14 protein-coding genes are annotated in these 15,009 nt (G+C 63.7%); 8 read left to right on the top strand and 6 right to left on the bottom strand.

Features of this window, described 5'->3' with window-relative positions; genetic code table 11:
• Positions 1–49 precede the first annotated feature (49 nt).
• Genes argE through EO136_RS08965 form a run of 5 tightly spaced genes read right to left on the bottom strand, consistent with a single transcriptional unit; the run spans position 50 to position 5,193 of the window.
• The gene (argE, locus tag EO136_RS08985) at positions 50–1,222 is read right to left on the bottom strand and encodes an acetylornithine deacetylase (RefSeq protein WP_127144105.1); all 1,173 of its coding nucleotides are present in this window, start codon (positions 1,220–1,222) and stop codon (positions 50–52) included.
• A 19-nt stretch (positions 1,223–1,241) separates the two neighbouring features.
• The gene (locus tag EO136_RS08980; protein ID WP_127144104.1) at positions 1,242–2,426 is read right to left on the bottom strand and encodes a M24 family metallopeptidase; all 1,185 of its coding nucleotides are present in this window, start codon (positions 2,424–2,426) and stop codon (positions 1,242–1,244) included.
• Positions 2,427–2,451: 25 nt separating this feature from the next.
• On the bottom strand, positions 2,452–3,447 hold the full coding sequence (gene eutC, locus EO136_RS08975; RefSeq protein WP_127144103.1) for an ectoine utilization protein EutC: 996 nt from the start codon (positions 3,445–3,447) through the stop codon (positions 2,452–2,454).
• Complete coding sequence (gene eutB, locus EO136_RS08970) at positions 3,440–4,438, bottom strand: hydroxyectoine utilization dehydratase EutB (RefSeq protein ID WP_127144102.1); 999 nt, start codon at positions 4,436–4,438, stop codon at positions 3,440–3,442. The genes eutC and eutB overlap by 8 nt, the downstream gene beginning before the upstream one ends.
• The gene (locus EO136_RS08965; protein ID WP_164730510.1) at positions 4,435–5,193 is read right to left on the bottom strand and encodes an aspartate racemase/maleate isomerase family protein; all 759 of its coding nucleotides are present in this window, start codon (positions 5,191–5,193) and stop codon (positions 4,435–4,437) included. The genes eutB and EO136_RS08965 overlap by 4 nt, the downstream gene beginning before the upstream one ends.
• 340 nt (positions 5,194–5,533) lie before the next feature.
• Between EO136_RS08965 and EO136_RS08960 the strand changes: the two genes are divergently transcribed.
• From EO136_RS08960 to EO136_RS08925, 8 genes are all read left to right on the top strand, one after another.
• A complete protein-coding gene (locus EO136_RS08960; protein ID WP_127144100.1) occupies positions 5,534–6,580 on the top strand; it encodes a TRAP transporter substrate-binding protein in 1,047 nt (348 codons plus the stop codon).
• A 75-nt stretch (positions 6,581–6,655) separates the two neighbouring features.
• Complete coding sequence (locus EO136_RS08955) at positions 6,656–7,285, top strand: TRAP transporter small permease (RefSeq protein ID WP_127144099.1); 630 nt, start codon at positions 6,656–6,658, stop codon at positions 7,283–7,285.
• A 142-nt stretch (positions 7,286–7,427) separates the two neighbouring features.
• Positions 7,428–8,693, top strand: a complete 1,266-nt coding sequence (locus EO136_RS08950; RefSeq protein ID WP_127144098.1) for a TRAP transporter large permease — start codon at positions 7,428–7,430, stop codon at positions 8,691–8,693.
• A gap of 10 nt (positions 8,694–8,703) precedes the next feature.
• A complete protein-coding gene (locus EO136_RS08945; RefSeq protein WP_127144097.1) occupies positions 8,704–9,147 on the top strand; it encodes a universal stress protein in 444 nt (147 codons plus the stop codon).
• A gap of 127 nt (positions 9,148–9,274) precedes the next feature.
• Positions 9,275–9,796: an Lrp/AsnC family transcriptional regulator gene (locus tag EO136_RS08940; RefSeq protein WP_342773406.1), complete on the top strand. Its 522-nt coding sequence runs from the start codon at positions 9,275–9,277 to the stop codon at positions 9,794–9,796.
• 135 nt (positions 9,797–9,931) lie between these two features.
• Positions 9,932–11,419 (top strand): NAD-dependent succinate-semialdehyde dehydrogenase, encoded by a 1,488-nt coding sequence (locus tag EO136_RS08935; protein ID WP_206513300.1) that lies wholly within the window; start codon positions 9,932–9,934, stop codon positions 11,417–11,419.
• Positions 11,420–11,479: 60 nt separating this feature from the next.
• Positions 11,480–12,850: an aspartate aminotransferase family protein gene (locus EO136_RS08930; protein ID WP_127144095.1), complete on the top strand. Its 1,371-nt coding sequence runs from the start codon at positions 11,480–11,482 to the stop codon at positions 12,848–12,850.
• 209 nt (positions 12,851–13,059) lie between these two features.
• Positions 13,060–13,416 (top strand): VOC family protein, encoded by a 357-nt coding sequence (locus EO136_RS08925; protein ID WP_127144094.1) that lies wholly within the window; start codon positions 13,060–13,062, stop codon positions 13,414–13,416.
• A gap of 492 nt (positions 13,417–13,908) precedes the next feature.
• Here the strand turns inward: EO136_RS08925 and EO136_RS08920 are convergent, their stop codons facing one another.
• Positions 13,909–14,928 (bottom strand): IS110 family RNA-guided transposase, encoded by a 1,020-nt coding sequence (locus tag EO136_RS08920; RefSeq protein WP_127143153.1) that lies wholly within the window; start codon positions 14,926–14,928, stop codon positions 13,909–13,911.
• Positions 14,929–15,009: the final 81 nt, after the last annotated feature.

The raw sequence follows: 15,009 nt of genomic DNA, 5'->3' as shown, positions 1-15,009 counted from the left end.
ACTCCATAAGGCCCGGCGGGCCTTATGGCGACAGTTTTCCCGCGCTCCGTCAGGATTTGAGATGGCGCTCGAGATTGCCGATCATTTCAAGGCACGCGCTCAACTGGCTGAGTTCGATGAACTCGTCGGGCTTGTGGGCCTGGTCGATCGATCCGGGTCCGCAAATGACCGTGTCAATGCCCTTGTCCTGGAACAGCCCGGCCTCGGTGTTGAACGAGACGCAATGGGTAGGCTCGGTGTTGCCCGTGAGCGCGCGCACCAGTTCGACCGCCTTGGATCCTTCCACGGGCTCGAGCCCGCCGACATCGCCCACCGTTTCGGTCTCGATCCCGGCTTCGGGATGAATGGCCTGCATGGGTGGCAGGAGCTGCTCGTTGACGAAGGCGTCGAGCTGGGCGTGCACGAAGGCGTAGTCCTCCTTGGAGACCGGGCGCAATTCCCAGTCGACGGAAGCCGCGCCAGCGATGATGTTGCGCGCGATCCCGCCCGAGATTCTTCCGACCTGGATGGTGGAATAGGGGGGATCGAACCGGCCGGAAGTGGGGGAGCGGGCCTTGAGCTCTTCGGCCAGCTCCATGAGCTTTGCGATGAAGCGGGCCGCGTATTCCACGGCGTTGACCCCATTGTCGGGCATCGAGCCGTGGCCCTCGAGCCCGGTGAAGCTGGTGGTATACTCGCAGCACCCCTTGTGGCCGTCGATGATGTCCATCATCGAGGGTTCGCCCACGATGCACAGGGCGGGCTTGCGTCCCACCGATTCCAGTTCGCGCAGCATCACCTTGGCCCCGTGGCAGCCCACCTCCTCGTCATAGGTGAAGGCCATGTGCAGGGGGCGCGTGAGCCCCGCTTCGGCGAAATGGGGGGCATAGGCCATCATGCAGGCGAGAAACCCCTTCATGTCGCAGGCGCCCCGGCCGTAAAGGCGCTTGTTGCGGATGGTGGCCACGTAAGGGTCCGAGGTCCATTCCTGGCCCTCGACCGGGACCACGTCGGTATGACCCGAGAGAATGATTCCGCCATCCATATCCGCGGGCCCCAGCGTTGCGAACAGATTGGCCTTGGTGCCCGAAGGATCGAGCGTGAGGTAGGTCCGCGTGCCGATCTGGTCGAGCCGCTGGTTGATATAGGCGATCAACTCGAGATTGCTGTCGTGGGAGACGGAGGGAAAGGCGATGAGATCGGCGAGGATCTCGAGCGTGTCGCCGAGCAGGGCATGGGCCATGGTCGCTTGGCTCCGGGGTCTAGGGTTTGACGCAGAGTTCACGGGGAACGTTGGCGAGGCATTCGGGCGCGCCGTCCTCGGTGATCCGGAAGGTCTCGGTGATCTCGAGGCCCCATTCGGGGGTCCAGATGGCGGGCATGAAGTGGAAGGTCATGTTCGCGGTCAGGATCGAGCGGTCGCCGGGGCGGATGCTCATGGTGTGCTCGCCCCAGTCGGGCGGGTAGGACAGACCGACCGAGTAGCCGGCCCGCGAGGACTTTTCCACCCCGTGCTTCTTGAGCACGGCAAAGAAGGCCTCGGCGACCTCTCCGCAGGTGTTGCCCGGGCGCGCGGTGGCCAGTCCCGCCTCGAGCCCTTCGAGCACGGCTTCCTGGGCGCGGAGCATTTCATCGGGCGGCGTGCCCAGATAGACGGTGCGCGAGATCGGGCAGTGATAGCGCCGGTAGCAGCCCGCGATCTCAAAGAACGTGCCTTCCCCCGCGATGAGCGGACGGTCGTCCCAGGTGAGGTGGGCGGCAGCGGCGTCCCGGCCCGAGGGGGTGAGGGGCACGATGGCCGAATAATCCCCGCCATAGCCGTCCGCACCGCGGGTGAGCGAGGCGAAGATCTCGGCGACAAGCTCGTTCTTGCGCAGGCCGGGCTCGGTGATCTCGCGGATGCGCTCATGGGTCTTTTCGATGATCCGGGCGGCCCGGCGCATGTACTCGATCTCGGCCTCGGACTTGACCGAGCGCTGCCATGTGACGATCGAGGTGGCGTCAGCGACCGAGACGCCGGGGATCTCGGCGCGCAGGGTCTCGAGGCACGCGGCGGTGAAATAATAGTTGTCCATCTCCACCCCGATGCGCCGCTGGTCCCAGCCCTTGGCCCTGAGGATGGCGCAAAGGTGCTGGTAGGCGTGCTTTTCGGGGTTCTGCACGTAGTCGTCGGGATAGGAGTGGATCGAATCGTCGGCCAGCCAGGTGGTCATCTGCGCGCCGACGGCGTCCATGGGGCGGCCCCACCATTGCGGCTCGTCGGTCAACGAGACGATCACCGCCTGGTGGACATAGAACGACCAGCCGTCATAGCCCGTGAGCCAGTGCATGTTGGACGGGTTGGTGACGATCAGGATGTCGATGCCATGGGTCTGCATGGCGCGCCGCGTGGCGTCGAGGCGCCCGTAATATTCCGAGAGGGTGAAAGGCAGGCGTAGGCTGGGCATCTCGATGCGCTCCGGGGAAAAGGCCTTAACTGGAAATAATGGTGCCGGCGCCTGCGCCCAGGGCTCGTGCGCGGGCCAGGGTGGCAATCGCTGTATCCTGGACACCGGTGCCCGTGAGGTCGGCAAAGGTGATCTGGTCGGGCGTGGTGCGCCCGGGACGGTTTCCGGCGAGGACGGCGCCCAGTTCGGCGAAATCGGCGTCGGCCGGAACAACGCCCGCGGCAATGGCGTGGTGGAGTTCCCCCAGGATGCGGGTCTGGCTCAGCCGGTCGGCGACGTAAACGAGGCCTTCCCGCGCAAAGAGCGCGGGGTCGATCTCGTTCTTGTGCTCGGCGTCCGAGCCCATGGCCGTGAGATGCTGGCCGGCGGAAAGCCAGTCACCCATGACCAGCGGCTCGTCGGCAGGGGTGGTGCTGACGATGATATCGGCGCCGTCAATGGCGCTCCGGCCATGTTCGGTGACGCCTGCCAAAAGCCCGAGTTCCTCGCGCGCCCAAGCAGCGGCGGCTTCGGCCTTTGCCCTGTCGCGGGCCCAGAAGCGGACTTCCTCAATCTCGCGCACCAGTTTCAGGGCCTTGAGCTGGAGTCTGGCCTGAACCCCGGCGCCCAGGATCGCGGCCACGCGGGCATCGGAGCGCGCCAGCGTGTCGGCGGCGACGGCGCCGGCGGCGGCAGTGCGCACGTCCGTGAGATAGCCATTGTCGAGCAGCATCGCCTCGAGCAGGCCGGTCCTGGCGCTCAAAAGGCACATGAGCCCGTTGACCGAGGGCAGGCCAAGCTTGGGGTTGTCGAAAAAGCCCGGGGAGATCTTGATGGCAAAGCTCTCGATGCCCGGCACATAGGCGGTCTTGACGTCGACCTCGCCATTGGCCTCGGCGATGTCGAGCCGCAGGATGGGGGGCATGACGACGGGCCGGGTGGCGAGCGCCAAAAAGGCATCGCGCACGCAGGCTACGGCAGCGGGGTCGAGGGCGACCAGGTCGCGCAACCGGGATTCAACGAGGATGGTAATGTCAGCCATGGGCGTGCTCCATACGGCATGCGGGATGGCGGCCGGTGAGAATGTCGAGATGGCTGGCCATATCGATATTGCCTCCGCTCAGGACAAGTGCGACGGGGCCGCGAGGGCGCACCTTGCCGCACAACAGGGCGGCGATGCCCACCGCGCCGGCGCCTTCGAGGATTTCGCGCTCGACCCTGTAGGCATGGGCGATGCCCGCGGCGATCTCGGCTTCGGTGAGCAGCACCACCTCATCGACCAGATCGCGGACCATTGCGAAGGTGTGGCGGTTGGACAGCCCGATGCCGCCGCCAAGGGAATCTGCCAGGGTTTCGACCTCCTCGACGTCCACCGGACGGCCGGCGGAAAGCGCTGCCGCCATGGCCGCGCCGCGTTCCATCGAGATGCCGATCACCCGGGTCGATGGGTTCAGCGTCTTGATCGCGCGCGCCATGCCGGCGATCAGCCCGCCCCCCGATAGTGGCACGAGGACCGCTTCGGCACGGGGCAGATCTTCCATGATCTCGATGCCAAGCGTGCCCTGACCGGCGATGATCGCGGCGTGATCGAAGGGCGGGATGTCGGTCATGGCCTCGGCGGCGCACAGCGCGTCGACCTCGCACTGGGCATCGTCCTGGCTCATTCCCACGATACGGGCCTCGGCCCCCAGCGCCTCGATCGCCTCGACCTTGTTGGGGGGCACGAGGCGCGACATGCACACAACGGCCCTCGCGCCGGTCATGCGCGCGGCATGGGCGAGGGCCCGGCCGTGATTTCCCGTGGAGGCGGCGCAGACCCCGCGCTGGCGGGCGTCGGGGTCGAGCGAGAGAATGGCGTTGGTCGCGCCCCTCAGCTTGAAGCTCCCTGTGGTCTGGCGGTGCTCGGCCTTGAGCATCACGTCATGGCCGGCGACCTCCGAGAGTGCCGCGCTCCGATAGGCGGGCGTCCGCAGCACATAGGGCGCGATGGCGCGGCGCGCCTCGAGAATGGCAGTGAAATCGATGTGGGTCACGCAGGGATCCTGGCATTGAGGGGCAGGCCCATCAGCGTGCCAAGTTCGGGGGAGGGCGCGCAGCCCGCCAGAGCCCGGACTTTCCAGAGCCCGGCAAGGTTGGAGGTGACGACCGGGCGGCCGATGCGTGCCTCGATCCTGGGGGCCAGCCGGGCGGCGGGCAGGGCGGTGCACGATACAAACAGCGCCTGGGCCCTGTCGTTGACCGCTCTGGCGCAGGCTTCGACGATATCGTCGTCGGCCATGCGGGCCATGTCGCGGTCGTCGGGGATGTCGAGCGAGACCATATTGGTGACCTCGAGCCCGCTCGCCTCGAAATGATCGACGACGACCCTGGTGGTCTCGGGCACGTAAGGGGACATCACGGCAATCCGGTCGGCGCCCAGAAGGGCATACGCCTCGAGCGCACAGGCCAGCGGCGTGACGACCGGGACGCCGGGTCTGTGCTCGCCTATGGCAGCACGCACCACCTCATAGCCCAGGACCACCGTGGCCGAGGTGCACGAGAAATAGATCGCCGGCAGGTCCGTGCCGGGCACGAGCAGGCCCGCGGCCTTTGAAAGGTGAGGCAGGATAGCCCGGAGATTCTCGGGCGTCGTGGGGTTGGAGAACGGGACGCGCGTGGTCACCGAGCCAAGGGCGGCAGGCATCAGCGCGCGCATGTCGCGCTCCGTGGTCATGTCGCTCGCCAGCAGGATCGCCCCGTAAAGCGGCACCGCACCGGGTCCAGACCGTGTCCCTACGCCCTGTTGCATCATCACCTCGATATATTGAGCGTGCGGCCGCCCGGCATCCCATGAACCCGCTACGCAAAGCTCACTATGAACATCAAGTCCCCAGTCGATCTCACCAAGTTGGGCGGGGTCAGGCAGTGCGTTCTGCTGCGCGAGGCGGCATATACAGAAAAATCGTCCCTCGACTTCACCGGCGCGGCGCGCAACCCTACCGCCAGTATTTCGGCTGCCCGGTCGAGTGCGCGTCATTCGATGGGCAAGCAGAACACTACAGACTCGGACAAAACGGCTGCGAGATCACTGATCGCGGCTGAACGTTTGGGCTCTGAGAACTGTAAACGATAAAAGGAAGGACGCAATCATGCCGACCAATTCTAATACGTTCACCCGCAAGCTCACCCTGGGTCTTGTGACCGGTGCTTCGGTTCTGGCATTTTCCGCCGCGTCGGCTGGTGCCGCCGAATGGCGCTACGCGCTCGAAGAGGCCATCGACGAAGTGCAGGGCGTTTTCGCGACCCAGTTCAAGGATTACGTGGAAGCCAATTCCGACCACACCGTAACGATCTATCCGTTCGGCACCCTCGGGGAATCGGCCGACACGACCGAGCTGGCCCAGATGGGCGCGATCGAGTTCGTGACCGCTTCGCCCGGGTTCACCGGCGCGCTGATCCCTGAGCTGAACGTGTTCAACCTGCCTTACGTGCTGCCCGAGGATCCTGAAGTGCTCGCCGAGTTCTTCCGTTCCTCGCCCACGATCAACGAGACGCTCGCGGCACGGTACAACGATCAGGGCTTTGAGATGGTCACGATGTATCCGGAAGGCGAAGTGGTGATGACCACCAAGGAGCCGGTCAACGCTCCTGAGGATCTCGATGGCGTGAACTTCCGGGTCATGACCTCGCCGATCCTGGTGGAAACCTACAATGCGTTCGGTGCGACCCCGACGCCGCTCCCCTGGGGCGAGGTGTTCGGTGCCCTGCAGCTCAACATGATCCAGGGCCAGGAAAACCCGATGTTCTTCGTTGAATCGACGAACATGTACGAGGTGACCGATCACATCACCTTTGCGGGCCACAACAACTTCACGACCGCCGTGCTGGCCAACAAGGCTTTCTATGACGGGCTGTCGGAAGAAGATCAGGAACTGGTCGCCGCCGCTTCGGAAGAGGCCTATGAGTACATCATCGAATACCAGCAGGGTCTGACCGAAGAAGCGCTCGAGATGATCCTGGAGGCCAAGCCGGACATGGGCGTTACGCGCCTGACCGACGAGGAGCGTGAGCCGTTCCGCGAGGCCGCACAGCAGGTGCGCGAGACGTTCCTGGAAATGGCCGGTGATTCCGGGCAGGATGTCCTTGATGGCTTTGAAGCCGATATCGAGTCCGCCCGCGAATCCGTGGCGCAGTAATCGACCAAGACTACAGGGGTCCGGCATTGCCGGGCCCCTTCTTTCCTGCATGGATGATGTGCGAAAGGACTGTCGATGAGCCAAGATGATCGGTCGGGGGGCCTTACCCCCAAGCCGGCCAATCCGGATCCGGGCCTGGCGCCACCACCGAGCCAGTTTGGCGGCGTTCTCAAGCCCCTGGCGTTCCTTGACCGTGGCCTTGCCTGGCTCGAATCGATCATGCTTTCCGCCGGTGTTCTTGCCATGGCGGCCAACGCCATCAGCAACATCGTCGCCCGCTTCGCCCTTGGCCGGTCGTTCCCCGGCACCGAGGAAATCAATCAGTTTCTCATCATTCTCATCACGTTCGCCGGTATCGGATACGCCGCCCGACAGGGTCGGCACATCCGAATGTCGGCGTTCTACGACATGCTTTCGGACAAGCACCGCAAGGTTCTGATGATCTTCATCGCGCTGATCACCGCAGCAGCGATGTTCGTTCTGGCCTGGTATTCAGTGATCTATGTCCTGAGCGTCTACAACACCGGACGGATCGCATCAGCGACCCGCATCCCGGTCTACATCACGCTCATCTGGGTTCCGATCGGGTTCGTCGTGACGGGCATCCAGTATGTGCTGACGGCGATCGCCAATCTCACGCGGCCCGACGTCTATCTCTCGACCAGTGTCATCGATTCCTACGAGGACACGGAAACGCCGATCTAGAGCGTTTCCTGTTCTGACGGGATCGGGACAGGGGCTCTAAGTGTTTGATTTTTCCCGCTTCCGAACCGGGTATGTTCCGATGGAAGCGCTCTAGCACCGCCCGGGGGAGTTTGGCGAATTGGCTCAGGAACTTGCAACCTGGATGATCATTGCGATGGTGGGCCTGCTGCTGCTGGGGTTCCCCATGATGATCCCGCTCATGGCGGCATGCTTCATCGCGTTCTTCATTTATATGCCCATGGGGCCCGAGATCATGATCCAGCAGATGCTGGGCGGGATCCGGCCCTCCGCGCTCGTTGCCGTGCCGATGTTCATTCTGGCCGCCGACATCATCACCAAGGGGCATTCAGCCAACCGGCTGATCGACCTCGTCATGGCCTTCGTGGGCCATTTGCGCGGAGGCCTCGGCATCGCGACCGCTACGGGGTGCACGCTATTCGGCGCGGTTTCGGGATCGACCCAGGCCACGGTGGTGGCGATCGGCAGCCCCTTGCGCCCGCGCATGCTCAAGGCGGGCTATTCGGACAGCTTCTCGCTGGCCCTGATCGTGAACGCATCCGATATCGCGATGCTCATTCCGCCCTCGATCGCCATGATCATCTACGGGGTGATCTCGGGCACCTCGATCTCCGAGTTGTTCATCGCCGGCGTCGGGCCGGGCGTGCTGATCCTTGTCTTGTTCTCGATCTATTGCGTCATTTACGCAACCAAGAACAAGATTCCGACCGAGCCCAAGGCCTCATGGCGCGAGCGTGGCCGGGCCATCACCCAGGCCATCTGGCCGCTGGGCTTTCCCGCAATCATCGTGGGCGGTATCTATGGCGGGATTTTCAGCCCCACCGAGGCGGCCTCGGTCTGCGTGCTCTATGCGATCGTTCTTGAATTCATCGTGTTCCGCGCGCTCAAGCCGGGCGACATCTGGGGTATCGCGAAATCCACCGGAATGATCACGGCCGTGGTGTTCATCCTCGTGGCCGCGGGCAATGCCTTTTCATGGGTCATCTCCTTCCAGCAGATCCCGCAGATGATCCTGGGAGCGATAGGGCTGGCGGAGGCCGGTGAAACGACGGTGCTGTTCGCGATCGCCATCGCGTTCTTCGTGGGCTGCATGTTCGTTGACCCGATCGTGGTGATCCTGATCCTCGTGCCGATCTTTGCCCCCATCGTGACCGGACTGGGGATCGACCCGGTGCTTGTGGGCATCATCATCACCCTGCAGGTCGCGATCGGCTCGGCGACGCCACCGTTCGGTTGCGATATCTTCACGGCCATCGCGGTGTTCAAGCGACCGTATATGGACGTCATCAGGGGAACCCCACCGTTCATCCTGATCCTTCTGGGGGTCAGCCTGCTGCTGATCTTCTTCCCTCCCATCGCGCTGTTCCTGCGCGACCTGGCCTTCCGGTAGGAGCGACGCAATGTTTGAAAAGATCCTGGTTGCAGTGGACGGCTCGGAGCATTCCACCAAAGCCTTGGAGATGGCCGTGGACGTCGCCCGCCGTTATGAAGCGGACCTCGTGGTGCTGTGCGTTTACAAGCACCACTCCCTGCTCGAGCACTCGATTTCGATGGTCCGCTCGAGCGAACCGGATGCGCCCGATGCCGCGTTGCGCTCGTTCGCAAGCGAGGTGGCGGCCGCAGCCAAGGCGCAGGCGATCGAACTCGGCGCGCCCAAGGCGGTGGAGGCGTTTGCAAAGCGTGGGCAGCCGGCCCGCGCCATCGTTGAATTCGCCGAGCAGCGCAGGTGCGATCTGATCGTCCTCGGCGCGCGTGGCAGTGGCGATGCCGGGGGCTTTTTCCTCGGTTCGGTCTCCCACAAGGTGACCGGGCTGGCCAAGACCACCTGCATGGTCGTGAAGTAGGCAGGCCAGCGGCACCCGACAGACCGGGCTCCCGCCCCCGGAAAGGGGTGCGGGGCGAATGTGCTGTTGTGCACTCCATCCGGACGCGCTATGGATTCTGCCGGTAAAGAACTTATTCTCCAGTATCTTGAGCGATCTGGTCCGGAGGCGCGCCATAAGACAGGGGCAAATCAAGCTCGATGACCGGGATATAAAAATCCTGTCCATCCTTCAGCGCGAAGGGCGCATTCCCAAGGCGACCCTCGCGGAGCGGGTGAATTTGACCCCCACGCCCTGCTGGGAGCGCCTCAAGCGCCTTGAGCATGCCGGAATTATCGAAAGCTATGGCGCGCGCGTATCGCTGCGCGCCTTCGGCCCGGTCACCATCGTTTTCGTCCAGATCGAGCTCCAGAGTCACCAGACCGAGGATTTCACCCGGTTCCAGGCCGCTGTCGCGGACATGGCGGAGATCGTGGAGTGCTGGGCGGTGGGCGGCGGCATCGACTACATGCTCAAGGTGGTCACCCGCGACCTCGAAGCCTATCAGGATCTGATCGACCGGCTGCTCGCCGCCCAGGTGGGCGTCAAGCGCTACTATTCCTACGTGGTTACAGGCGCGATCAAGGATGCTCCCGTCCCGATCGAGACCCTTATCGGGGCCGGCGGATAGACGATCCCTCCGCGCGCCCCGGGATCGGGCAGAACAAGCCTCGCCTATGTGCCACTACTTTGGCGAACGTCTCTGGCCGCGGATCGGTATGGTGATGACAGATCACCACACTGCGAGCGGGAGACCAGCGCAATCATGGCGAACAGATCTGTCGTGCTGAAAGAGCAGGGAATCGGCGCATTGCTGTCGGATCCCGAACTCTACTGCGAATTTGCGATGGTGGGGGACCGGCCGGAGGCCGGGGCGCTCGAACCCATCGCTGTTCACGATCCGGCGACCGGCAGGCAGGTCGGCTCGATCGCCGCGTTCGATGCGGCCCAGTCCGCCGCGGCGGTCGACAGCGCCCAGAGGGCCTTTGCCGTCTGGTCCGAACTGCTGCCCCAGGAGCGCTCGGCGATCCTGCGCCGCTGGTTCGAACTGATGGTCGAGGCGCGTGAGGATCTGGCCATCATCATGAGTCTGGAGCAGGGCAAGCCCATTTCGGAGTCCCGGGGGGAGATCGACTACGCGGCCTCGTTCGTCGAATTTTACGCCGAAGAAACCAAGCGCCCCAATATCGAATCCGTGACCTCGCACCTGCCCGATGCCGAGGTCGAGATCTGGCGCGAGCCCGCTGGCGTCGCCGCGCTGATCACGCCGTGGAACTTCCCTTCGGCCATGATCACCCGCAAGGCCGCGGCGGCTCTGGCGGCGGGGTGCACCTGCGTGGTCCATCCTTCCTCCGAAACCCCGTTCTCGGCGACCGCGCTTGCGGTTCTTGCCCGGCGCGCCGGCATGCCGGCCGGGGCATTCAACGTCGTGACGGGCAGCGCTCCGACGATCGTCGAGCCCTGGATGGCCGACCCGCGGGTGCGCGTGGTCTCGTTCACCGGCTCGACCGAGATCGGACGGCTGCTTTACCGCCAGTCGGCCACCACGGTCAAAAGACTGGTCATGGAACTGGGCGGGCATGCCCCGTTCATCGTCTTTGCCGATGCCGATCTCGACCAGGCGGTCAGCGAAGCGGTCAAGGCCAAGTTCGCGACCAGCGGCCAGGATTGCCTCGGGGCCAACCGGTTCTTTGTGGAGCGCGGCGTTTACGAGCGGTTCTGCGACAAGTTCGCCGCCGCCGCCGACCGGCTCAGTGTGGGACCCGGGCTCGATGACCCCGATATCGGACCGATGATGAACCAGAAGGCGTTCGACAAGCAGGTCGAGCACGTGGAGGACGCGCTGGCCAAGGGCGGGCGGCTTCTCGCGGGCGGCAAGGGCCACGCGGCCGGCGCGCTGTTCTTTTCGCCCACCGTCATCGCCGATGTCGCGGCAGACGCCAAGATCATGAACGAGGAAACCTTTGGGCCCGTGGCGGCCATCTGTCCGTTCGACAGCGAGGCGGAAGTGATCGCCCGGGCCAATGACACCGAGTACGGTCTGGTGGCCTACCTGCATACCAACAATCCCCGGCGCATCTATCGCGCTTCGCGCGCCTTGCAGTTCGGCATGGTCGCGGTCAACCGCACCAAGGTGACCGGTGCGCCGATCCCGTTCGGCGGCTACAAGCAATCGGGCATCGGCCGCGAGGGCGCGCGGCTGGGCATGGAGGCCTTTACGGAAGTCAAGTATGTGTGCCGGGACTGGCGCTAGAGCGTTTCCAGCAAAGGCTCTAGGCTCGAAAAGACAAAAGTAACGACAAGGACAAGACCAATGCTTTCGAACGATCAGCTCGACCGCTGGGACCGCGAGAATTTCTTCCATCCCTCGACCCATCTCGCCCAGCACGCGCGCGGGGAGAGCCCGAACCGGATCGTATCGGGCGGCAAGGGCGTCTATATCGAGGACCGGGATGGCAACAAACTGCTGGACGGGTTTGCCGGCCTCTACTGCGTCAATGTCGGCTATGGGCGGACCGAGATCGCCGATGCCATCGCCGAGCAGGCGCGCGAGCTGGCCTACTACCACGCCTATGTGGGGCATGGCACCGAAGTGTCGATCACGCTCGCCAAGATGATCCTCGACCGCGCGCCCGGGAACATGAGCAAGGTCTATTTCGGCCTCGGGGGGTCGGACGCCAACGAGACCAACATCAAGCTGATCTGGTACTACAACAACATCCTGGGCCGGCCGCAGAAAAAGAAGATCATCTCGCGCTGGCGCGGCTATCACGGGTCGGGCTTGATGACCGGCTCGCTGACCGGGCTCAAGGGATTCCACGACAAGTTCGACCTGCCGCTCGCCCAGGTGCTGCACACCGAAGCGCCCTATTATCTGCGCCGGCCGCGGCGCGACATGAGCGAGGCCCAGTTCGTGGCCCATTGCGTGGCCGAGCTCGAAGCGCTGATCGCGCGCGAAGGCGCTGATACGATTGCCGCGTTCATCGGCGAGCCGATCCTTGGGACCGGCGGCATCGTGCCGCCGCCGCAGGGCTATTGGGAAGCGATTCAGCCCATTTTGGCCAAGCACGACATCCTACTGGTGGCCGACGAGGTCGTCACCGGGTTTGGACGGCTTGGCACCATGTTCGGTTCGACCCATTACGGGATCACCCCGGACATCATCACCATCGCCAAGGGCCTGACCTCGGCCTATGCGCCGCTCTCGGGCTCGATCATTTCGGACAAGGTCTGGAGCGTGTTTGAAAAAGGGACTGACGAGAACGGCCCGATCGGCCATGGCTGGACCTACTCGGCCCATCCGATCGGCGCGGCCGCGGGTGTCGCCAACCTTAAGCTGATCGACACGTTGGGCCTGGTGGAAAACGCAGGCAAAACCGGTGCATATCTCAACGCGGCCATGTCCGATGCCCTGGCCGGGCACGCCCACGTGGCCGAGGTTCGTGGCGAGGGCATGCTGTGTGCCGTCGAGTTCGCCAAGGACAAGGAAGCCCTCGCGTTCTTCGACGCTTCAGAGAAGGTTGGCCCCAGGATTTCTGCCGAACTGGCCAAGCGCGGGGTCATCGCACGGGCCATGCCGCAGGGCGACATTCTCGGTTTTGCGCCGCCGCTGTGCCTGACGTCCGAGGAAGCGGATATCATTGTGGACAAGACCCGCGAAGCGGTCATTGCGGTCCTCGGGTAACCCTGTCCTCGTTCGCTGGGACGGGGGCAGACAAGCGAATACCACGCGAAGAGGGCCGGGGATCCCCGGCCCTCTTTTTTGCGGGAACGACGAGCCTGGGCTCGCGCCTTGCGCAGGCTGGTGCTCGGGGCGCCGGATGCCAGACGTGACGGCTTGACGGCGGCAGCTCGGCAATATAGAACAGAAAGTGAACAGATAGCGGGGGCAGCATGGACGCGACGCGGATCGACTACATCGAGTTCGGGAGCACCGATATCTCGAAGTCGCGGGCGTTTTTCGCCCAGGCGTTCGGATGGGGCTTTGCCGATTATGGACCGGGCTATGCCGGGCTCGAGGGCGCGGGGCTGGATGGCGGCATCGAGGCCGTGGAGCCCGACGCGGCGTTTGCGCCCCTGGTCATTCTCTACAGCGCCGATCTGAACGCGGCAGAAGCGGCGGTGCGGGCAGCAGGAGGCGAGATCGTCAAGGAGCAGTTCGATTTTCCGGGCGGCCGGCGGTTTCATTTCCGCGAGCCGGGCGGGAATGTGCTGGCGGTCTGGTCAGACCCGGGCGGAAAAGCCGGGTAGTTGGCGCAATGCACGCGCCGGGGGGAGACGCCGCTGAGGGCCGGTTAGGCAGGGATGATAGGCTCGATGCCCTGCATGTCCCGCTTGTGACCTGAAAAAGCGGTGTCATGCCGCATCGAGATCAGGACCGCGACAGCTTTCGAGCATATCCCGTCCTGATTCAATCAGAACGGGATATGCTCTAGAGCATGTCATTTGGCGATTGAATCAGATTTTGGATTCCGTTCAGGGAGTAAATCTGATTCATATGTGGACGCCCCCTATGGCAAGAGCTGGTTTTGTCATGTTGCGGTGATCGGTTGCTTTCATATGTCCGGCCTGTTTGTGCGGCGTGATATTCGCTGCTGGCCCTGATGGAAATCCGCCGGTGAGGTCCCTGATCAAGCTGGCGCGCACGAGTGGCGCATTGAATCAGACGGGTTTGCCTCTCCATTGGCTCGATCGTTACGCATCATCGACTGCCATTGCCAATTTGGTTCGGGCTGCGCGCGGTCAGGCAGGCCGCCCATAGGGTCTATATGTCTCTCCGCGGGTTAGTACTACCCAGGCGATGCGGGCGAGCTTGTTAGCGAGGGCGACCGAGGCGAGCCGGAACGGCTTCTTCTCCAGCAACCCATTCACCCAGTCTGTTATCGGCGTCGGGTTACGCTTGGCGTGTCGCATGACGGCCGTTGCGCCAACGACGAGCAGGCGCCGCAAATACCTGTCGCCCTGTTTGGATATACCACCGAGACGTGTTTTGCCTCCGGTCGACTGCTGCTGCGGCGTCAGCCCAAGCCAGGCGGCGAATTGCCTGCCTGATTGGAACTGATCGGGGTCTGTCACTGTTGCCGCGATGGCTGTCGCTGTGATCACCCCGACACCCGGGATAGCCGCGAGCCTTCGACTGGCCTCGTTCTCGGCATGCCAGATGCGTAATTCCTGATCGAGTTCGCCGACCTCCTCGGTTAACTCGGTGATCCGTCGGATCAATATCTCAAGCGCTCGATGAGCGTAAGTAGGAAGGGCTTCATCAGCAAAGGCCCTATCGGCCAGCTTCGCCAGATTGGCGATGCCGGGATTTGCGACGAAGCCGAATTCGGCCAGGTGAGCGCGCAGTGCATTCGCTGCCATGGTGCGCTGGCGCACCAGGAGAGATCGCGCCCGATGCGCCATCAGGATGCCCTGCTGCTCAACCGTCTTGACGGGCACGAACCGCATCGTGGGACGTTGCACGGCTTCGCAGATCGCTTCTGCGTCCAGCGCATCACTTTTGCCGCGCTTGACGTATCCTTTTACATAAGACGGCGGCATGATCCTGACGTCATGGCCCATGGCGATCAGCGTACGCGCCCAGTGATGCGCCGTAGCGCAGGCTTCAACCCCGATCAGGCAGGGTGCCAGTTTCGAAAAGAATGGCAGCATCTGTTTGCGATGCAGCTTCTTCACCAGCACTGTCTTCCCGGTGTCATCCACGCCATGTGCCTGGAAAACGCTCTTGGCCAGATCCAGTCCGATTGTATTGATATTCATTGTAAACGCTCCTTCTCTTGCTTTCACTTCCACAGCACCTTAACCGGCACTGCGCTGGCCGGGGGCGTCCACATCATCAAG

The organism is Pelagibacterium montanilacus (assembly GCF_003992665.1).
Classification (GTDB): domain Bacteria; phylum Pseudomonadota; class Alphaproteobacteria; order Rhizobiales; family Devosiaceae; genus Pelagibacterium; species Pelagibacterium montanilacus.
This window is presented reverse-complemented; position numbering and strand designations above follow the sequence as displayed.